Origin of the sequence: Mycolicibacterium flavescens, assembly GCF_001722335.1 — a bacterium.
GTDB lineage: Bacteria > Actinomycetota > Actinomycetes > Mycobacteriales > Mycobacteriaceae > Mycobacterium > Mycobacterium flavescens.
This window is the reverse complement of the sequence record NZ_MIHA01000002.1, coordinates 23,713-42,549: the sequence shown is the minus strand read 5'-3', so window position 1 is coordinate 42,549 and position 18,837 is coordinate 23,713. Positions and strand designations below refer to the sequence as shown.

At 68.5% G+C, this 18,837-nt stretch carries 19 protein-coding genes; 13 read left to right on the top strand and 6 right to left on the bottom strand.

The window, feature by feature from the left end; translation table 11 throughout:
- Positions 1-135 precede the first annotated feature (135 nt).
- A complete protein-coding gene (locus BHQ18_RS02720; RefSeq protein ID WP_069412050.1) occupies positions 136-966 on the bottom strand; it encodes a formate/nitrite transporter family protein in 831 nt (276 codons plus the stop codon).
- A gap of 80 nt (positions 967-1,046) precedes the next feature.
- Between BHQ18_RS02720 and BHQ18_RS02715 the strand changes: the two genes are divergently transcribed.
- Entirely contained in the window at positions 1,047-1,421 is a 375-nt protein-coding gene (locus tag BHQ18_RS02715; RefSeq protein WP_069412049.1) for an MmcQ/YjbR family DNA-binding protein, read from the top strand.
- A 3-nt stretch (positions 1,422-1,424) separates the two neighbouring features.
- Here the strand turns inward: BHQ18_RS02715 and BHQ18_RS02710 are convergent, their stop codons facing one another.
- On the bottom strand, positions 1,425-1,892 hold the full coding sequence (locus BHQ18_RS02710; RefSeq protein WP_069412048.1) for a winged helix-turn-helix transcriptional regulator: 468 nt from the start codon (positions 1,890-1,892) through the stop codon (positions 1,425-1,427).
- A 95-nt stretch (positions 1,893-1,987) separates the two neighbouring features.
- On the opposite strand from BHQ18_RS02710, the gene BHQ18_RS02705 reads away from it, so the two are divergent.
- Positions 1,988-3,169, top strand: a complete 1,182-nt coding sequence (locus tag BHQ18_RS02705) for a thiolase family protein (RefSeq protein ID WP_069412047.1) — start codon at positions 1,988-1,990, stop codon at positions 3,167-3,169.
- 56 nt (positions 3,170-3,225) lie between these two features.
- Here BHQ18_RS02705 and BHQ18_RS02700 read toward each other — a convergent pair whose 3' ends face one another.
- On the bottom strand, positions 3,226-3,648 hold the full coding sequence (locus BHQ18_RS02700) for a nitroreductase family deazaflavin-dependent oxidoreductase (protein ID WP_069412046.1): 423 nt from the start codon (positions 3,646-3,648) through the stop codon (positions 3,226-3,228).
- Positions 3,649-3,705: 57 nt separating this feature from the next.
- On the opposite strand from BHQ18_RS02700, the gene BHQ18_RS02695 reads away from it, so the two are divergent.
- Complete coding sequence (locus tag BHQ18_RS02695) at positions 3,706-4,500, top strand: SDR family NAD(P)-dependent oxidoreductase (protein ID WP_069412045.1); 795 nt, start codon at positions 3,706-3,708, stop codon at positions 4,498-4,500.
- Here the strand turns inward: BHQ18_RS02695 and aspS are convergent.
- Complete coding sequence (gene aspS, locus BHQ18_RS02690; RefSeq protein ID WP_069412044.1) at positions 4,497-6,266, bottom strand: aspartate--tRNA ligase; 1,770 nt, start codon at positions 6,264-6,266, stop codon at positions 4,497-4,499. The two genes, BHQ18_RS02695 and aspS, sit on opposite strands and share 4 nt — an antisense overlap.
- Before the next feature lie 79 nt (positions 6,267-6,345).
- Between aspS and BHQ18_RS02685 the strand changes: the two genes are divergently transcribed.
- Together BHQ18_RS02685 and BHQ18_RS02680 are read left to right on the top strand one after the other, a co-directional pair.
- Entirely contained in the window at positions 6,346-7,233 is an 888-nt protein-coding gene (locus tag BHQ18_RS02685) for an oxidoreductase (RefSeq protein WP_069412043.1), read from the top strand.
- A gap of 32 nt (positions 7,234-7,265) precedes the next feature.
- A complete protein-coding gene (locus BHQ18_RS02680) occupies positions 7,266-7,763 on the top strand; it encodes an SRPBCC family protein (RefSeq protein ID WP_069412042.1) in 498 nt (165 codons plus the stop codon).
- Positions 7,764-7,846: 83 nt separating this feature from the next.
- On the opposite strand, the gene BHQ18_RS02675 is transcribed toward BHQ18_RS02680, so the two are convergent.
- Positions 7,847-9,352, bottom strand: coding sequence for a carboxylesterase/lipase family protein (locus BHQ18_RS02675; RefSeq protein WP_069412336.1), 1,506 nt, complete (start codon positions 9,350-9,352; stop codon positions 7,847-7,849).
- A gap of 30 nt (positions 9,353-9,382) precedes the next feature.
- Between BHQ18_RS02675 and ypfJ the strand changes: the two genes are divergently transcribed.
- From ypfJ to BHQ18_RS02655, 4 genes are all read left to right on the top strand, one after another.
- A complete protein-coding gene (ypfJ, locus tag BHQ18_RS02670; RefSeq protein WP_069412041.1) occupies positions 9,383-10,282 on the top strand; it encodes a KPN_02809 family neutral zinc metallopeptidase in 900 nt (299 codons plus the stop codon).
- On the top strand, positions 10,275-11,909 hold the full coding sequence (locus BHQ18_RS02665) for a DUF885 domain-containing protein (RefSeq protein ID WP_069412040.1): 1,635 nt from the start codon (positions 10,275-10,277) through the stop codon (positions 11,907-11,909). Before ypfJ ends, BHQ18_RS02665 begins: the two co-directional genes overlap by 8 nt.
- Before the next feature lie 64 nt (positions 11,910-11,973).
- Positions 11,974-12,501, top strand: a complete 528-nt coding sequence (locus BHQ18_RS02660; protein ID WP_069412039.1) for a DinB family protein — start codon at positions 11,974-11,976, stop codon at positions 12,499-12,501.
- A gap of 86 nt (positions 12,502-12,587) precedes the next feature.
- The gene (locus BHQ18_RS02655) at positions 12,588-13,328 is read left to right on the top strand and encodes an SDR family oxidoreductase (protein ID WP_069412038.1); all 741 of its coding nucleotides are present in this window, start codon (positions 12,588-12,590) and stop codon (positions 13,326-13,328) included.
- A gap of 88 nt (positions 13,329-13,416) precedes the next feature.
- On the opposite strand, the gene BHQ18_RS02650 is transcribed toward BHQ18_RS02655, so the two are convergent.
- A complete protein-coding gene (locus tag BHQ18_RS02650) occupies positions 13,417-14,301 on the bottom strand; it encodes an acyl-CoA thioesterase (protein WP_069412037.1) in 885 nt (294 codons plus the stop codon).
- Positions 14,302-14,377: 76 nt separating this feature from the next.
- On the opposite strand from BHQ18_RS02650, the gene BHQ18_RS02645 reads away from it, so the two are divergent.
- From BHQ18_RS02645 to BHQ18_RS02630, 4 genes are all read left to right on the top strand, one after another.
- Positions 14,378-15,013, top strand: coding sequence for a TetR/AcrR family transcriptional regulator (locus BHQ18_RS02645; protein ID WP_069412036.1), 636 nt, complete (start codon positions 14,378-14,380; stop codon positions 15,011-15,013).
- A 110-nt stretch (positions 15,014-15,123) separates the two neighbouring features.
- Entirely contained in the window at positions 15,124-16,347 is a 1,224-nt protein-coding gene (locus tag BHQ18_RS02640) for an amidohydrolase family protein (RefSeq protein WP_069412035.1), read from the top strand.
- Between the two features lie 70 nt (positions 16,348-16,417).
- Positions 16,418-17,575: an acyl-CoA dehydrogenase family protein gene (locus BHQ18_RS02635; protein ID WP_069412034.1), complete on the top strand. Its 1,158-nt coding sequence runs from the start codon at positions 16,418-16,420 to the stop codon at positions 17,573-17,575.
- Positions 17,572-18,834, top strand: coding sequence for an acyl-CoA dehydrogenase family protein (locus tag BHQ18_RS02630; RefSeq protein WP_069412033.1), 1,263 nt, complete (start codon positions 17,572-17,574; stop codon positions 18,832-18,834). Before BHQ18_RS02635 ends, BHQ18_RS02630 begins: the two co-directional genes overlap by 4 nt.
- The last annotated feature ends 3 nt before the right edge of the window (positions 18,835-18,837 follow it).

Genomic DNA, 18,837 nt, shown 5'->3' with positions numbered 1-18,837 from the left:
ACCTCGATGGGGCGACCGCGTCGTGATCCGGCCTCCACCAGCGGATCGGAGGGGTCACCGGTGCGATGCTCTGGCGCCGCCGCGATCCCCATAACCGGAGATCCCACCACAAGGTGTGCGCGTGTGCAGTGTCAGTCAATCCACCGGTTCGTCGCGTTCGGCATGGCTGCGTTCCTCCTCGATGCGGTCCTTGCTGCGCAGCAGGCGCAGCAACGTCACCAGCGCGAGACCGCCGACGACGTTGCCGACGGTGGTCCACCAGAACCACGACAGCCAGTCGAGGTAGCCGAACGGGGCGACGCCGGTGTCGAGCGCACCGAAGATCAGCAGCGAGTCGAGCACCGAGTGGAACAGCCCCAGCCCGGCCAGCACGAACGCGCCCGCCACCGCAGCGGCGATCTTGCCGAACACCGCGTCGGTCCCGTGCTGCATGCGGGTCATCAGCGTGATCACCATGCCACCCAGCACCGACAGTGCCGCGGTCTCCATAGACAGCGGCGCGGTGACGAAGTGGGCGGCCGATTCGATGGTCTGCTCGTGCAGTTTCGGGAACGCGGTCATCACGAGCCACATCAGGACCCAGCCGCCGGCCAGGTTGGCCGCCAGCGTTCCGCCCCACAGCTTCATCAGCTGTCCCGGCCCGGCCCGTTTGGCGGCGACCGTGGTGACCGGCACCAGGAACCCCTCGGTGAACAATTCGCTGCGGCCCAACAACAGCGCCAGGAAACCGACCGAGAAGGCCAGGCCGGCGACGAGCTGGTTCCCCCCGGCGTGCAGCACCGACAGGTAGGCCAGCACGCCGACGGCCACCTCGGTGCCGCCGAAGAAGCCGGTGACGAGGACTTCGCGCCAGGTGCGGTGCAGCCGCTGAGTGCCTTCGTCGACCATCCGCCGGAAGGCGGTTTCCAGTTCGTCTTCGATCGGGCTGTCGGATTCGCCGAGTTGGCGTTGGCTGTCGTTGGACACGGTCCCGCCCTTCTGTGGGTGCGCCGCGCGGAGATAGCCGATTTGGCCGCGCGGTAAACCGCCGGTGCCAGACTGGTCGGGTGGCCACCTGGACTGATGTCGGTCGGATCGCGGCCGGACTACCGGAGACCAGCGAGACCTCCCCGCGGACCTGGCGGGTGCGCAAGAAGCTGGTCGTGTGGGAACGGCCGCTGCGCAAGGCCGATCACGCGGCGCTGGGAGCCGATGCACCGACCGGGGACATCGTCGGTGTCCGGGTCGCCGACGAGGGCGTGAAGTTCGCGTTGCTCAACGACGATCCCGGCGTGTACTTCACCACACCGCACTTCGACGGCTACCCGATCGTGTTGGTCCGGTTGGCCGCGATCGGCGTGGACGAGCTGACCGAACTCGTCACCGAGGCGTGGCTGTCGCAGGCGCCCAAGGCGTTGACCAAGGCGTTTCTGGCCGGCTGAACGTCACCGGGTCAGCCGCACCGCCAGTTCCTCGGGCGGCACGCGGTGCCCGTCGGCGCACACGACCTCGACCGTGGCCTCGGCGCCGCAGTCGCGGTGCGCCAGTCGCAGCGGTGTGCGGTTGGGCAGGTGGCGCCGGCCCCACTCGAACATCGCCCAGACCACCGGCATGAACTCGGTGCCGGCGTCGGTGAGCACATACTCGTCGCGGCTGCGCTGACCGGGTTCCCGGTAGGGGCGGCGCTCGAGCAGGCCCGCCTCGACGAGGTCGGAAAGACGCGCGGCCGCAGCGGCTTTGGTGATCCCGACCCGACGCCAGAAGTCCTCGAAGCGGGTGGTGCCGTAGTAGGCCTCGCGCATGATCAGCATGGCGGACTTGGTGCCCAGCACCGTCATCGTCTTCTCGATCGGGCACTCACCGATCGCCGACCAGGCATCGCGGTTGGCGAGGCGGCCCTGCAGGACAGTCATGGAATTCACCCTACCTCTGAGTTGTTCCACCTATACCCAGAGTGCTATAGCTGGGTATAGAAGGATTTACTCAGAGTTGAGTCGAGGAGGCAGCAATGTCGGCATATTCAGGCCGTGACGCGGTCATCGTGGGAGCCGTACGCACCCCGGTCGGGAAGGGCAAGGCCAGCGGCGCGCTGCACGACGTGCTGCCCGTCGACCTGCTCGCACACAGTCTCACCGAACTGGTGGCGCGCACCGGGGTCGATCCGGTTCAGATCGACGACGTGATCGCCGGTGCGGTCACCCAGGTCGGGGATCAATCGGTCAACATCGCGCGCAACGCCGTGCTGGCGGCCGGCTTCCCGGAGTCGGTGCCCGGCACCACGATCGACCGGCAGTGCGGCAGCAGCCAGCAGGCCATCCACTTCGCGGCCCAGGGTGTGATCTCGGGCGCCTACGACATCGTGGTCGCGGCCGGTGTGGAGTCGATGTCGCGGGCTCCGATGGGATCGAACGTGCTGCCCGGCTCCGACCCGTTCGGCGCGATGGCGCATCGTTACCCCGAAGGCCTTGTGCCGCAGGGCATCAGCGCCGAGCTGATCGCGGCGAAGTGGGGGTTGTCCCGCCAGCAGCTCGACGAGTTCTCGGCAGGCAGCCACGAGAAGGCCGCGACGGCGACGAAGGAGGGCCGCTTCGACAACGAGTTGGCTCCGATCGCCGGGCTGGCCACCGACGAGATCATCCGGCCGGGCACCACCGTCGACACGCTTTCGGCGCTCAAGCCGGCGTTCTACAACCCGGCCTACGAGCAGCGGTTCCGGCAGATCGACTGGCGGATCACGCCGGGCAACGCGTCGCCGCTGTCGGACGGCAGCGCGGCGCTGCTGATCACCACCAGCGAGGTGGCCGCGCGGCTGGGTCTGCGGCCGCTGGCGCGCATCCACTCGATGACCGTCGTCGGCTCCGATCCGCTGTACATGCTGACCGGTGTCATCCCGGCGACCCAGAAGGTGCTGCAGCGCGCGGGGTTGACGCTCGCCGACATCGACCTGTTCGAGGTCAACGAGGCGTTCGCGCCCGTCGTGCTGTCCTGGGCGCACGACACCGGAGCCGATCTGGCCAAGACGAACGTCAACGGCGGCGCCATCGCGATCGGGCACCCCCTGGGCGCCAGCGGCGCCCGCATCATGACGACGTTGGTCAACGCGCTCGAACAGCGCGGCGGCCGCTACGCGTTGCAGACGATGTGCGAGGGCGGCGGCATGGCCAACGCCACGATCATCGAACGCGTCTGAGTTCCGGGCGGTTTCGGTGCGCTGCCGATCGCCGAGCGACTGGCAGCGCACCGAAATCACGCTTTGGCGAGTTCGAAGATCGGGATGATGCGGCTCGTCTTGGCCTGATATTCGCCGAACACCGGTGCGGCTTCGACGAGCTTCGGATACAGCGCGTCGCGTTCGTCGCGAGGGAGTTCGTGCGCGGTGACGTCGTAGTCGGTGGTGCCGACCTCGATGTGCGCGCGGGCGTTGGCGCGCAGGTTGTGCACCCAGGCCGGGTCCCTGTCGGCGCCGGCGAACGACCCGACGATGTAGATCTTGTCGCCGAGCGGGAAGTACGCCAGCGGCGAGAGGCGCGGCTGACCGGACTTGGCGCCGGTGGTGTGCAACAGAAGGATGTGCCCGCCCTCGAACGGGCCACCCACCTTGCCGCCGTTGGCGCGGAATTCAGCGACGATGCCGGCGTTGAGTTCTTTGAGGTTGCTGATGTCGGTCATGGCAGCCACAAGTGCCGCGAACACCGGCCGTATTCCCACCCCGCATAATTTGTGCCCATGCGGGTGATCGTGACGGGCGGTAACAGCGGGGTCGGCAAGGCGACCGCGGCGGCGCTGGCCGCCGACGGGCACAGCGTGGTGATCGCCTGCCGCGACGTCGATAAGGCTCAGCAGGCCGCCGCGCAGATGCCCGGGGAGGTCGCAGTCGCCGCCCTCGATCTCGGCGACCTCGCCAGCGTGCGCGCGTTCGCCGACTCCGTCGAGTCCGTCGATGTGCTGGTGAACAATGCGGGCGTGATGGCCGTGCCGTTGACCCGCACCGCCGACGGGTTCGAATCCCACATCGGGATCAACCATCTCGGCCACTTCGCGCTGGCGTGCCTGCTGGCCGACCGGATCACCAATCGGGTCATCTCGGTGGCCAGCGCGACCTACCTGTTCAGCCGCCTGCATCTCGAGGACCTCAATTGGGAGCGGCGCACGTACTCCCGCTGGGCGGCCTACGGCGAGTCGAAGCTGGCCAACCTGTTGTTCGTCGCGGCGCTGGCTGGGCGCGGGGTGCGTGCCTACGCGACCGATCCCGGCGCCACCGACACCGACATCACCCGCTCGCTCGACATGGCCGAACACGCGCGGATCCGGCGGCTGATGCACTCCCCCGCCCAGGGTGCGCGTGCGAGCCTGCAGGCGGTGACGACCGACCTGCCCAGCGGCACCTATCTGGCGCCGCGGTTCAACCAACTCGGCAGGCCGAAGGTCACGCGGTTGCGGCGCAAGGCCGTCGACCCCGACGCGGCACGCCGGCTCTGGGCGTTGTCGGCCGAACTGACCGGGTGCGACTGGCCGAGCTAGTCGTCCTTCTTGGGCTTGGCGTCGATGCCCGATTCGCGGCGCTGCTGCACGGTGATCGGGGCGGGCGCACCCGTCAGCGGGTCGACGCCGCCGCCGGACTTCGGGAACGCGATCACTTCGCGGATCGAGTCGGCGCCGGCCAGCAGCGCGGTGGTGCGGTCCCACCCGAAGGCCAACCCGCCATGGGGTGGGGCGCCAAACGTGAACGCCTCCAACAGGAATCCGAACTTCTCCTCGGCCTCGGCCTTGTCCAGACCCATCACCGCGAACACTCGCTCCTGAATGTCGCGGCGGTGGATACGGATCGAGCCGCCGCCGATCTCGTTGCCGTTGCACACGACGTCGTACGCGTCGGCCAGCACGGCACCCGGGTCGGTGTCGATGCGGTCGGCGAATTCGGGCTTGGGCGCGGTGAACGCGTGGTGCACCGCGGTCCAGGCGCCGGACCCGACGGCGACATCACCGGAGGCGGTCGCGTCGTCGGCCGGTTCGAACAGCGGCGGGTCCACCACCCAGGTGAACGCCCACGCGTTCGGGTCGATCATGTCGAGGCGCTTGGCGACCTCGATGCGCACCGCGCCCAGCAGCGCCCGCGACGTCTTGGCCGGGCCCGCCGAGAAGAACACGCAGTCACCCGGTGACGCGCCGACGTGCGCGGCCAGCCCGTCGCGTTCGGCGTCGGACAGGTTCTTGGCGACCGGACCGCCCAGCGATCCGTCCTCTGCGATGAGCACATAGGCCAGACCTTTGTGGCCGCGCTGTTTGGCGAACTCCTGCCAGGCGTCGAGGGTGCGGCGCGGCTGCGACGCGCCGCCGGGCATCACGACGGCCCCGACGTAGGGCGCCTGGAACACGCGGAACGAGGTGTCGGCGAAGTAGTCGGTGCACTCCACGAGCTCAAGCCCGAACCGCAGATCCGGTTTGTCCGAACCGAATCGGCGCATTGCGTCGGCGTAGGTGATCCGCGGCAGCGGCAGCGGCACGTCGTAGCCGATCAACCGCCACAGCGCGGCGACGATCTCCTCGGCGACGGCGATCACGTCCTCGGAGTCGACGAAGCTCATCTCGAGGTCGAGTTGGGTGAACTCGGGTTGGCGGTCGGCGCGGAAGTCTTCGTCGCGGTAGCACCGGGCGATCTGGTAGTAGCGCTCCATGCCCGCGACCATCAGCAGCTGCTTGAACAGCTGCGGGCTCTGCGGCAACGCGTAGAACGATCCGGGCTGCAGTCGGGCAGGCACCAGGAAGTCGCGTGCGCCCTCGGGTGTCGAGCGCGTCATCGTCGGGGTCTCGATCTCGACGAAGTCGTGCCGCTCCAACACCTCGCGCGCGGCCGCATTGACCTTGGAGCGCAACCGAATTGCCTGCCCCGGGCCCTCCCGGCGCAGGTCCAGGTAGCGGTACTTCAGCCGCGCTTCCTCACCCGCGGTCTCGTCGAGCTGGAACGGCAGCGGTGCGCTCTCACTCAGCACGGTCAGCTCGGTGGCGTTCACCTCGATCTGCCCGGTGGGGATCTCGGGGTTCTCGTTGCCCTCCGGGCGCACCTCGACGACACCGGTCACCGCGACACAGAACTCGGCGCGCAGCCGGTGCGCGGCCGCGAGCACGTCACCTTCGCGGAACACCACCTGGGACACGCCTGACGCGTCGCGCAGGTCGATGAAGATGACACCGCCGTGATCGCGACGACGCGCGACCCAGCCGGCCAGCGTCACCTTCTGACCGGCGTCGGTGGGCCGCAACGCTCCGGCGGCATGACTGCGCAGCACTGAAAACTCTCCTGGGAATCGCCTGATGGGACAACTGCACAAGTGTAGAGGGGGCGTTCGCGCCGGTAGTTTTGCGGATATGCGCACCCGAATCGCGCTCGTCGGACCCGGGGCGATCGGCGCCACCGTCGCCGCGCTGCTGCACACCGCGGGCCACCAGGTGACCCTGTGCGGGCGCACGGCCCGCGACTCGATCGTCGTCCAACCCGACGGTGAGGACCCGATCACGGTGCCTGGCCCCGTGCTGACCGATCCCGGCCGGATCGACGCGACCTCCGACGTCGTGCTGCTCGCGGTCAAGGACACCCAAAACGAGCAGGCCGCGGCCTGGCTGGCGGCGCTGTGCGGCCCGGACACCGTGGTGTGCGCGCTGCAGAACGGTGTCGAGCAGGTCGAGCGCGTCGGCCGCTTCTGTCCCGGCTCGACGGTCGTGCCGGCCGCGGTGTGGGTCTCGGCCGAGCCGACGGCCGACGGCGCCGTGCGGGTGCGCACGTCGGTGCGGCTGGTGCTGCCGGATACCGCGGCGGCCCGGTCGCTGGCCGGCGTGTTCGCCGGCACTGCGATCGCCGTCGAGAACGATCCCAACTTCGTCAGCGCCGCCTGGCACAAGCTGCTGGTGAATGCCGTCGTCGGGCTGATGGTGCTCACCGGGCGCCGGGCCGGCATGTTTCGGCGCGACGACGTCGCCGCGCTGGCGCGACGCTATCTGGCCGAATGCCTGGCCGTGGCGCGGGCCGACGGCGCCCAACTCGGCGACGAGGTCATCGACGACGTCGTGGGGCTGCTGGCCGGATCGCCGGAGGACATCACCACGTCGATCCTGACCGATCGCCAGGCCGGCCGGCAGCTCGAGTGGGACATCCGCAACGGCGTGATCTCGCGCAAGGCCGCCGAACACGGCTTGGCGACGCCGATCAGCGACGTCATCGTCCCGTTGTTGGCGGCGGCGAGCGACGGGCCCGGATAGCCAATTCGACTAGACAGTGTCCTCTACTGTGTATGGCCATGCAGCCCTGCGAGCGCGTCGGCCTGGATTTCGTCGACTCTGCACCCTTCCGCTTCGTCAGCACCGTCGACCTCGCCATCACCCCCGAGCAACTGTTCGAGGTGCTCGCCGACGCCCAGTCGTGGCCACGCTGGGCCAGCGTCATCACCGAGGTCACCTGGACCAGCGCCGAACCCCGCGGCGTCGGCACCACCCGCACCGTGAAGATGCGCGGCGGGATCGTCGGTGACGAGGAGTTCCTGGCGTGGGAGCCGTACTCGCACATGGCGTTTCGGTTCAACCAGGCCTCGACCGGAAGCATCGCGGCGTTCGCCGAGGACTACCGCGTGGTGCGCACCCCGCGTGGTTGCCACCTGACGTGGGTAATGGCGATGAAGCCCCGCGGCGTCGCCGCCCGCCTGGGTATGACACTCGGCCGGCCCGTGATGGGCTGGCTGTTCCAGAAATTCCTGTACAACCTGCGCGACTACTCCGCCGAGCGGTTCGGCTGAGCCTCATCACCCGCGAAACGGCGTTCCCGCAGGTCTCTTCTCGCACTTTCGCTGCGGGAATACCGTTTCGCGGCAAAAGGGGCTCAGTAGAGGCCCGTCCACGCCTCGCGGCGTGCGGCGTCGGGATCGGAGACGACGGTGTCGCGGGTGGACTGGATGATGCGGGTGCAGCGGTCGACGGTGTCGTACGTCGGCCAGTCGTGGCCGGTGGACCACCGGATCTCGCCGTCGTCCCAGCCTTTGGCGGCGAAGTCCAGCCAGGCCCGCTGCATGCGTCGCCCGACCGCGGGCTGCCACCGCCGCCCCAGCGGGTGCATCTTGCGCCCGAGGTATGAGGTGTAGCTGTGCTGGACGTGCACGATCTCGCTGCCGTGGGTGGCGCCCAGTCCGAGCATCCGCAGGCTCAAGCCGACGTGGTCGAAGCGGTAGACGTGCGTCGGCGCCAACCCGCTGTAGGCGTCGGCGAACGCCCACGCCGGCCCGCCGAACATCACGTCGGAGCCGAACGCGATGAGCGCCCGTCTGCGCGGATAGTCCGGATACGCCGCCAGCACCCGTGCCTTGGCGTCCGATCCGATCCGCTCGAAGTAGGCGTCCACCGTCGCGCGGGTGGTGGGCAGCATCGGCGGTTTGGTCCAGGCGAACATCGACGCCTCGTGGCTGTTCGTGCCGATGATCAGCGGGATGTGGCGCATGGTGCCGTCGCGGGCCGCGTCGATGGGGTGACGCGGCAGCAGGTCGACGCCGAACGTCAGCCCGTACGCCAGCGTCGGCGTCCTGGCCGCGCTGTCGAGTTGCAGCGTGCCCGCCGCGCGGCGCAAGTCGCGCTGCGGCAGGCCCTTGACCTCGGCGGCCGACACCCCGAGGCGGCGCAGCCACTCGTGGGCCTGTCGGGCCCGCACCTCGCGGTCGGCGATCAGCGGCAGCGCCGGACTCTGCGCGATCGCCCGGCTGAACAGGCCGTCGGCCTCCGGTGAGGCCAACAGCGCCAGCACCGAGGTGCCGCCCGCGGACTCGCCGAACACGGTGACCCGGTCCGGGTCCCCGCCGAAGGCGGAGATGTTGTCGCGGATCCAGCGCAGCGCGGCCATCTGGTCGCGCAGCGCCAGATTGTCGTCGAAGCCCTCACCGAGGTCGCCGAGCTCGAAGCCGCCGAACACCCCGATCCGGTAGGTGACGTTGACCACCACGACGTTGCCGTTGGCGGCCAGCCGCGACCCGTTGTAGAGCTGGAACTGCCCGGCGCCGAACACGAACGCGCCACCGGGAATCCACACCATCACCGGCAGCGACGCGGTGGTGTCCGGCGACCACACCGTCAGCGTCAGGCAGGCCTCGTCGCGGACCTTGGGATCGTCGCGGCCGCCGCCGACGAACGACTTGCCCTGCGGCGGCAGCGGCCCGTGCTCGACGGCGTCGCGCAGACCCGTCCAGGGCCGTTTCGGTTCGGCCGCCAGAAACCGGCGCTCGCCGACCGGCTGCTCGGCGTAGGGCACACCCCGAAAGACGCTCACCCCGCCCTCGGTGGATCCGCGCAGGTCGCCGAGCGGTGTGTGTACAACCGCCGAATGTCCGACAACGACTGCCACGACCAAATCGTAGTGTGCGAAGCTGATGCCATGACCTTCAACGAGGGCATGCGGATCGACACCAGCACCACCTCCACCAGCGGGGGTGGACGAGGCCCCGGACGCGGTATCGCGATCGGCGGCGGTGTGGGCGGGCTGCTGATCATGGTGGTGGCGCTGTTTCTCGGCGTGGACCCCAGTTCGGTGATGCCGCCGCAACAGCAGGGTCAGCTCGGCGGACCTGGCGCTGAGACGCCGGGTTTCGACCTCAGCCAGTGCAAGACCGGCGCTGACGCCAACGAGATCGCCGAGTGCCGGGTGGTGGCGACCGGCAACTCACTCGACGGGATATGGCCGCAGTTGCTGCCGGACTACACCCGCCCCAATGTCCGCCTGTTCACTGGCAGTGTTGACACCGGATGCGGCGCGGCGACCAGCGACGTCGGCCCATTCTACTGCCCGGCTGACCAGACCGCCTATTTCGACGTCGGCTTCTTCAACGTCCTGCGGGACGAATTCGGTTCGAGCGGTGGGCCATTGGCGCAGGAGTACGTCGTCGCGCACGAGTTCGGCCATCACATCCAGAACATCACCGGCACGTTGAAGCAGTCGCAGGGACCCGGCGCGGCGGGCCCCACCGGCGGTGGTGTGCGCACCGAACTGCAGGCCGACTGCTACGCCGGGGTGTGGGCGCACTACGCGGCGATCACCAAACAGGAGAGCACCGGCGTGCCGTTCCTGGAACCGTTGACCGACAAGGACATCGCCGACGCGCTGTCGGCCGCGGCGTCCGTGGGCGACGACCGTATCCAGGAGAAGGCCACCGGGCAGGTGAACCCCGAGGCGTGGACCCACGGATCGGCCGCGCAGCGGCAGAAGTGGTTCACCGAGGGCTACCGCACCGGCGACCCGAACGCCTGCAACACATTCGCGACCGACAACCTTGGCTAGGACACCGACGGCCGTCGACGCCGTCGCCGAGCGCTATCTCGAGACGTTCGCCGCCCTCGACCCCTGCGCCGCAACGGAAATGGGCATCACCGGCCACGACGAGGACATCACCGACTACTCCCCCGACGGCGTCGCCGCACGGGCCGACGCCGCCCGCGCCGCGCTGCGTGAACTCGACACCGTCACCGCCGAGGACGCCGTCGACGAGGTGACGATCGCGGCGATGCGCGAACGCCTCGGTGTCACCGTCGATCTCAACGACGCCGGCCTCGACGTCGGGGAGATCAACGTGATCGCCTCCCCGCTGCAGTCGATGCGCGACGTGTTCGACCTGATGCCGACCGACACCGTCGACGACTGGGCGGTGATCAGTCGGCGCTTGTCGCGGCTACCCGAGCGGCTCATGGGCTATGCCGACGCATTGCGGGCGACGGTCACCGCCGGTGACCCGCCCGCGGTGCGCCAGGTGGTGCGCGGCATCGACCAGGCCGCAACCATCCAGCACCTGCTGGTGGACATGGTCACCGGCGCGCCGACCGACAACGCTGCGCTGCACGACGAACTGCAGCAGCACGCCGCCAACGCCGCGAACGCGTACCGGGAGCTCGGCCGGATCCTGGGCGACGAGATCGCCCCGCACGCACGCACCGAAGATGCGGTGGGCCGCGACACGTACCGGTTGTGCTCGCGGTCCTTTCTCGGCGCGTCGATCGACCTCGACGAAACCTACGAGTGGGGGCTCGCTCTGCTGGAAAGCATTGTGGCCGAGCAGGAAAGCCTCGCCGACCAGCTCTATCCCGGTACGTCGGTGGCTGACGCGTTACGCCGCCTCGACGAGGAGGAGCGCTACCTCGTGCACGGGGTGGACGCGCTGCAGGCCTGGATGCAGGACCTGTCGGACCGTGCGGTCGAGTCGCTGGCCGGCACGCACTTCGACATCGCCGAACCGCTGCGCAGGCTCGAATGCCGCATCGCACCCACCCACACCGGCGGGATCTACTACACCGGACCGTCGGAGGACTTCAGCCGGCCCGGCCGGATGTGGTGGTCGGTGCCGCACGGGGTGGACACGTTCCACACGTGGCAGGAGACCACCACGGTGTTCCACGAAGGCGTGCCCGGCCATCACCTGCAGATCGGCCGTGCGGTGGTGCTCGCCGACCAGCTCAACCGGTGGCGGCGGCTGGGCTGCTGGGTGTCGGGGCACGGCGAGGGCTGGGCGCTGTACGCCGAACGGCTGATGGCCGACCTGGGCTGGCTCGACGATCCGGGCAACCGGATCGGCATGCTCGACGCCCAGCGATTCCGCGCCGCGCGGGTGGTGATCGACATCGGCGTGCACTGCGGCATGACCGCACCCGACGGTGAGATGTGGGACGCCGAGCACGCCTGGGACTTTCTGACGTCGCACAGCGCGATGAAGGACGAGAACCTGCAGTTCGAGCTGGACCGCTACCTCGGCTGGCCGGGACAGGCACCGTCCTACGCGGTCGGCCAGCGGATCTGGCAGCAGCTGCGCGACGAGACGTTGCGGCGCGGCGGGTCGCTCAAGGAGTTCCACAGCCGCGCACTCGACCTCGGCGGGCTCCCGCTCGAAGTGCTCAGCACCGCGCTGACCGCGAGCTAGAAACGGCGCGCTTCGTCTCCTGCGTCGGTGGGCGGCTGCGCGAGTGGGCTGCCACACTGACAGCGTGACCGATCAGCCCATCGAACCGGACACCAAGGACTGGACCTGGGTGCTCGCCGAACCGTGCCCGGAGTGCGGGTTCGACGCCTCGCTTCTTTCGCACACCGAAGTCGCGCAACGTATCCGCGCCGACGCGCAAGACTGGGTGCCGCGCCTGCACCGTGCCGATGTCGGCGTGCGGCCGCGCCCGACGGTGTGGTCGACACTCGAATACGGTTGCCACATCCGCGATGTGCACCGCATCTTCGAGCACCGGGTGCGGTTGATGCTCACCGAGGACGCCCCGCTGTTTCCCAACTGGGATCAGGACGAGACGGCCCGCGCCGACGACTACGGATCGCAGGATCCCGCGACCGTCGCCGTGGAACTGTACGACGCGGCGACGGCGGTCGCCGCCACCTACGACAGCGTCCCGGCCGACGCGTGGTCCCGGCGGGGTCTGCGCAGCAACGGAAGCGAATTCACGATCGCAACGATCGCGATCTACCACCTGCACGACATCGTGCACCACAGCTGGGATGTCACCCATTAGCGCCGACCGCGTTGTCGAAACCGGACACGGAAACGGGTGTCGGCCATACCATCGGGCGCGTTCATCCCTAGTCGAGGAGGGCACCGATGCGGATCGCGGTCGCAGGGGCCACCGGAAACATCGGCGGCCGCACCGTCGCTGCGCTGCAGCGCGACGGCCACGAGGTCGTGCCGATCAGCCGTTCGCTGGGTGTCGATCTGATGACCGGCGAGGGTCTCGACGCCGCGCTCACCGGGGTCGAGGCGGTCGTCGACGCGGTCAGCGCGCCGCCGACCGACCGGGACCAGACCACCGAGTACTTCGGCACCACCACGCGCAATCTGCTCGCCGCCGAGCAACGCGCCGGGGTGCGGCATCACGTACTGCTGTCGATCGTCGGGATCCACGGTATCGACGGCAACGCCCACTATTCCGGTAAGCGTGAGCAGGAGCGATTGGTCGCCGAGGGTGCTGTGCCGTGGACTGTGGTGCCTGCCACGCAGTTTCACGATTTCGCGGCGATGGTCGCCGGCTGGACCGAACAGGACGGGGTGGCCACCATCGCGCCGTTGCTGGTGCAGCCGATCGCGCCGGACGACATCGCCGAGGTGCTCGCCGAGATCGCGACGGGCCCGCCGCAGGGCCGCTACGTCGACGTCGCCGGCCCGGAACCCCAGGACCTGGTCGACATGGCCCGCCGCACCCTGGCCGCCAGGGGCCGGCAGGTCAAGCTGGTGCCGACATGGTCGGGGATGTTCGGCCCGTCGATGGCCGGAAATGTGTTGCTGCCGGGCGACAATGCTCGCATCGCACCGACCACCTTCGACGACTGGCTGGCCACCCAGTAGCCCCGCGAGCAGACGCGAAGTGCCCTGTTTCGCCGCGGAAATGGGGCACTTCGCGTCTGCTCGCGGAGAAAAGCTCGCGGAGAAAAGGTTACAGGCGGGACTGTTCTTTGATCGCCGTGTCGGTGGTGCGCAACGGGCGGATCAACGCGTCCTGGGTGAACGACGCGATCAGCTCACCGGATTCGGTGTGCACGGTGCCGCGCACATACGACATGCCCGCGCCGACCTGGGTGCTCTCATGGCTGTAGAGCAGCCATCCGTCGAAGCGGAACGGCTCGTGGAAGCTGACCGACACCGTCATCGGCGCCGTCGACACCGTGACGTGCGACTGCGCGGTGCCGATCCCCTCATGTGCCCGCATCGTCGTTGAAATGCCCAGGTGCCCGGTCAGATACGCGACCAGCGCCTTGGCGACCTCGTCGCGGTCGGGGGTCTTGTCGTAGCGCACCCAGGCGTACAGTTCCGGCGGGCCGACCTCGTCGGGGCTGTTGACGTCGACGACATCGACGAGACGGATCTCGCGCCCGGTCATCGCCATATGCGCATCGTTGGCCTCGGCGGGCGGCTTGACCTCGGGGCGCGCGACGGCGTGCCGGATGACGTCCTCGGTGGGCACGTCGGTCAACACCGTCACCGTGATGCAGCGCTTACCGTTCTGCTTGGCGGCGACGACAGCCGTTGCGGTCGAACGGCCTTCGTTGATGACGTCGATCTCCAACTCGAGCGGACCCGCGGCCACCATCACCGCCCGGGAGAACACCGCGTACGCGGAGCGCACCGACTTGCCCTCGAACCGTTTGGCCACCGCGACGATCACCTGGGCGAGCACCTGGGTGCCCTCCACGACCTGCCGGTCCTCCTCCCCGGCCGGTCCGGTTTCGGCGATGAAACGGTTCTCCCCGTCCTGGCGGACGTCGAACAGGTCGAGCAGCGTGTCGACGGTCCACTGCTTCTGCGCTGAGTCAGTCGTCATGACAGGGAACAGTAACCGAGCTTCTGCAAAAGCGGTAACGTCATTACCAGTAACTTCGAACCGGAAGGCGCCGCACATGTCCAAGCCGAGCGGGCGGGCCGCGACGGCCGAGACCGCCGCCGGCCACGACGCCGACCCCCGGCCGAAACGCTTCATGAAGTCGGCGCTGGCGATCCTCGGCGAAACCGGACGCACCGACTTCACCGTGCTCGAGGTCGTCGAGCGGTCGAAGACGTCGCTGCGGTCCTTCTATCAGCACTTCTCGACCAAGGACGAACTGCTGCTCGCGCTCGTCGACAAGATCATGTCCGAGTCGACGCGCCGCTGGCGCGAGGACACCGCGGGCCTGCCGGCGCCTGCGGCGCTGCGCGTGTTCATCGACCGCGTCTGCACCCCACCGGAGACCACGACCCAGGACAAGGTCAACCGTGGGCTGACCAACTACAACGACCGCCTCGCCGAACTCCTGCCGCGCGAGTACGCCCGCGTGCTCGCGCCGGTGCACGAGCTGATCAAGGACATCATCAACCGCGGTATCGACGAGGGCGTCTTCCGGTCCGACCTCGACGTCGGCGCGCGCGCCGCGCTGATCATGCAGTCCTCGCTGGGCGCGATCCGGTTGCAGGTGCTCGGCGCCGAACTCACCGGCGTGCCGGTCTCCGCCGACGACATCTACGACTACTGCCTGAGCGGGCTGACCGGTCCGGCCTGACCTGCACGGAAACCGGTGAGAAGCATCCTCTCCGACTCGTCTGTTTCTGCTGGTCTGAAAGTGGTAATGTCATTACCACCAGCCGCCAAGCAGACTTCCAGGAGGCGCAAATGACCCGCCAGCTTCCCTATCCGGTGTTCGACGCCGACAACCACTTCTACGAGCCCAAAGAGGCGCTGACCAAGTTCCTGCCCGACCATCGCAAGAACGTCATCGACTACATCGAGGTGCGCGGCCGGACCAAGATCATGGTCCGCAACCAGGTCAGCGACTACATCCCGAACCCCACCTTCGAGGTCGTCGCCCGGCCCGGCGCGCAGGAGGAGTACTTCAAGCACGGCAGCGGCGGCAAGAGCTTCCGCGAGGTGATGGGCAAGCCGATGAAGGCGATCCCGGCGTTCCGCGAACCCGCGGCCCGCCTGGAGGTCATGGACGGCCTCGGCCTGGACTACTCGCTGATGTTCCCGACCCTGGCCAGCCTGGTCGAGGAACGGATGAAGGACGACCCGGAACTGATCCTCGACGTGATCCACGCGCTCAACGAGTGGATGTACGAGACCTGGCAGTTCAACTACGAGGACCGCATCTTCTCCACCCCGGTGATCAACCTCGGCATCGTCGACCGCGCGCTCGAGGAACTCGAGTGGTGCCTGGAACGCGGCGCCAAGACCGTGCTTGTCCGCCCGGCGCCGGTGCCCGGTGTGCGCGGTACGCGGTCATTCGGGTTGCCCGAGTTCGACCCGTTCTGGGACGCCTGCGTCAAGGCCGGTATCCCGGTGTCGATGCACGCCTCGGACTCGGGCTACGCCGAGTACCTCAACGACTGGGAACCCGCCGACGAGTACCTGCCGTTCAAACCGACCGCGTTCCGGATGGTCTCGATGGGCAAGCGCCCGATCGAGGACTCGATGGCTGCGCTGGTGTGCCATGGCGCGCTGACCCGCAATCCCGACCTGCGGATCCTGTCGATCGAGAATGGCGCCGACTGGGTGCCGTACCTGTTCAAGCAGTTCGAAGGCGTCTACAAGAAGATGCCGCAGGAGTTCCCCGAGAACCCGATCGAGGCGTTCAAGCGTGGGGTGTATGTCGCACCGTTCTGGGAGGACGACTTCAAGCAGATGGCCGATCTCATCGGCGTCGACCGGGTGATCTTCGGATCGGACTGGCCGCACCCCGAGGGGCTGGCCGAACCGACCCACCTCATCGACGACCTGCAGGGACTCGACGAGGAAGGGCAGCGAAAGGTTATGGGCGGCAACATGATCGACCTGTTCAAAGTGCCCAACGAGATCGTCCACAACCCCGACGTGCCTGCGCTCGTCATCCCCGCCTGACCAGGCAACCCGTAACCAGCGTGCGTGTCGATCCGTCGGCACGCGCTGGCGCGATTACGAAAGTGAGCCCGTGAGCGACAGCGCGAATCCTGAGGTGCTGCTCTTCGCATTGACGACGCAGTCCTTCCTGGAAAAGGAAGTGCCCCTGAGTCGGATCCGCGAGATGCACGACGCCGGCATCTCATTCGACACCGCATGGTGGCGCCGCGCCGCCGAACTCGGTTGGACCAGCCTGCTGGTGCCCGAGGAGCTCGGCGGCGGAAGCGTCTCCGGCGACGGTGTGAAGGATCTGGCGTTGGTCGCCGAGATCGCGGGCAAGACCGTCGCGCCGGGTCCGCTGCACCCGGTCAGCACCGTGCTGGCCGGGTTGGTGGAGGCACCCGCCGGCCACGAAGACACCATCGAGGCGCTGGTCGCCGGTGCGACGGTGGCCTCCTGGGCGGTGTACGAGCCCGGGCAACCGTGGTCACCGCTGACGCCGACGGTGACCGCCACCGCGACCGACGGCGGGTTCCGGATCGACGGGGTCAAGGACCGGGTCGAGGCGGGCGCGGACAGCCAGATCTTCCTCGTCACAACACGATCCGGCGAGGGCATCCGGCAGTTCCTGGTGCCCGCCGACGCGCCGGGTGTGCACGTGGAGACACAGCGGTCGGTCGACATGGTCAAGACCTACGCCCGGGTGCAGTTCGACGGTGTGCAGGTCGAGGCGAGCGCAGAAGTCGGCACGGCCGAACAGACACCGGCGCTGATCGAAAGGCAGTCCCAGATCGCCTCGGTGCTGCAGTGCGCGGAGGTCGTCGGCATCCTGGACACGGTGCTCGCGTTCACCATCCAGTGGGGATTCGACCGGCATTCGTTCGGCCGCCCGCTCGGCTCGTACCAGGCGCTCAAGCACAAGTACGCCGACCTCAAGATCTGGTTCGAGGGGTGCCGCGCCACGACGAACGCCGCGGCCGCCGAGGTGGCCGCGCGGACACCGAAGGCGCCGATGGCGGTCAGTGTCGCGAAATCCTATGTGGGCGAATACGCCCCGGGGATGCTGCAGCTGTGCGTCCAGTTGCACGGCGGTATCGGGGTGACGTGGGAACACGATCTGCACCTGTTCCTGCGGCGGGTCACGTTGTACCGCTCGCTGTTCGGCACGCCCGAGGATCACAACCTGCGCGTCTACTCGCTCACCAAGGTGGGCCCACACGCCAGCTGGGGACTGGAGCAAGCGTCATGACCGACACGACATCGGCCCCGGCCGCGCCCGCCACCACCGAATCGGTCGAGGAGTTCGCCGCCCGCGCCGAAGCCTGGCTGGCCGAGAACATGCCGCCGATCAACCCGAACAATCCCCCCGAACACGACCGCGGCGAAGAGGAACCGTGGCAGCGGGCGCGGGAACTGCAGAAGAAGTTGTGGGAGGGCGGTTTCGCGGGCATCTGCTTTCCGTCCGAGTACGGCGGCCTCGGGCTGCCGATCGCGTACCAGAAGGCGTTCGACAGGGTTTCGCGCGCCTACGAGCTGCCGATCATCCTGAACACGCCGACGTTCACCATCTGCGCGGCGACGATCCTCGACACCGGCAGTGAGGAGCAGAAACGCCGGCACATCTCGGCGGTGCTGCGCGGCGACGAGGTGCTGGTGCAGCTGCTCTCCGAACCCAGCGGTGGCTCGGACCTGGCCGGTGTCATCACCCGCGCCGACCGCAAGGGCGACAAGTGGGTGATCAACGGCGCAAAAACGTGGAGCACAAGCGCATTCGCCGCCGACTACGGGTTGATGCTGGCGCGCACCAACTGGGACGCGCCCAAACACGAGGGCCTGACCATGTTCCTGGTGCCGATCAACAGCCCCGGGATCACGCTGCGCCGCATCAAGCAGGTCAACGGTTCGGTGGAGTTCTGCGAGGAGTTCTTCGACAACCTCGAACTCGGTGACGACGCGGTCGTCGGCGAAGTGAACGAGGGCTGGCACGTCGCGTCCCGGCAGCTGTACCACGAGCGGCGCGCGGTCGGCGGAGGATCGGAATTCGCCAGTGGTATCGGCGCCGAAGGCAAATCCGATGTCCCGACCAACTACGTTGAGCTGCTGGAGAAGGCGGGCCAGGCCGACAACGCCCGACTGCAGGAGATGGCCGGGCGCGCGATGGTGCACCGGACGGTTCGCGAGCAGTTGATCGACCACGTCTACCACGGTGTGCTCGACGGCTCGCTGCCGCCGGCCGCCGGGTCGATCATCCGCATCGCGCACGCCGACGTCCACCACGTCGAGTTCGACACGGCGCTGGCCATCACCGGCAGCGCGGGTGTGGTCGACGTCGACGGTGCGCTGTTCCGCCACGGCGAGCGCTACCTGTCGCGGCAGGCTGCCGCGCTGGGCGGCGGCACCACCGAGATCGCCCGCAACATCATCGGCGAACGCGTGCTCGGCTTCCCGCGCGAACCGGCCGCCGACCGCGGCGTGCCGTTCAAAGAGGTCAAGCGCAACAAGAGCTGACGA

Excerpts from the sequence above, each read along its gene's own strand:
- BHQ18_RS02655 (WP_069412038.1), top strand. The coding sequence starts at position 12,588 with ATGCGGATCGCGGTCGCAGGGGCCACCGGAAACATCGGCGGCCGCACC.
- BHQ18_RS02640 (WP_069412035.1), top strand. The coding sequence starts at position 15,124 with ATGACCCGCCAGCTTCCCTATCCGGTGTTCGACGCCGACAACCACTTC.
- BHQ18_RS02645 (WP_069412036.1), top strand. The coding sequence starts at position 14,378 with ATGTCCAAGCCGAGCGGGCGGGCCGCGACGGCCGAGACCGCCGCCGGC.
- BHQ18_RS02650 (WP_069412037.1), bottom strand. The coding sequence starts at position 14,301 with ATGACGACTGACTCAGCGCAGAAGCAGTGGACCGTCGACACGCTGCTC.
- BHQ18_RS02700 (WP_069412046.1), bottom strand. The coding sequence starts at position 3,648 with ATGACCGACATCAGCAACCTCAAAGAACTCAACGCCGGCATCGTCGCT.
- BHQ18_RS02710 (WP_069412048.1), bottom strand. The coding sequence starts at position 1,892 with ATGACTGTCCTGCAGGGCCGCCTCGCCAACCGCGATGCCTGGTCGGCG.
- ypfJ (WP_069412041.1), top strand. The coding sequence starts at position 9,383 with ATGACCTTCAACGAGGGCATGCGGATCGACACCAGCACCACCTCCACC.
- BHQ18_RS02685 (WP_069412043.1), top strand. The coding sequence starts at position 6,346 with ATGCGCACCCGAATCGCGCTCGTCGGACCCGGGGCGATCGGCGCCACC.
- BHQ18_RS02630 (WP_069412033.1), top strand. The coding sequence starts at position 17,572 with ATGACCGACACGACATCGGCCCCGGCCGCGCCCGCCACCACCGAATCG.
- BHQ18_RS02705 (WP_069412047.1), top strand. The coding sequence starts at position 1,988 with ATGTCGGCATATTCAGGCCGTGACGCGGTCATCGTGGGAGCCGTACGC.
- BHQ18_RS02695 (WP_069412045.1), top strand. The coding sequence starts at position 3,706 with ATGCGGGTGATCGTGACGGGCGGTAACAGCGGGGTCGGCAAGGCGACC.
- BHQ18_RS02680 (WP_069412042.1), top strand. The coding sequence starts at position 7,266 with ATGGCCATGCAGCCCTGCGAGCGCGTCGGCCTGGATTTCGTCGACTCT.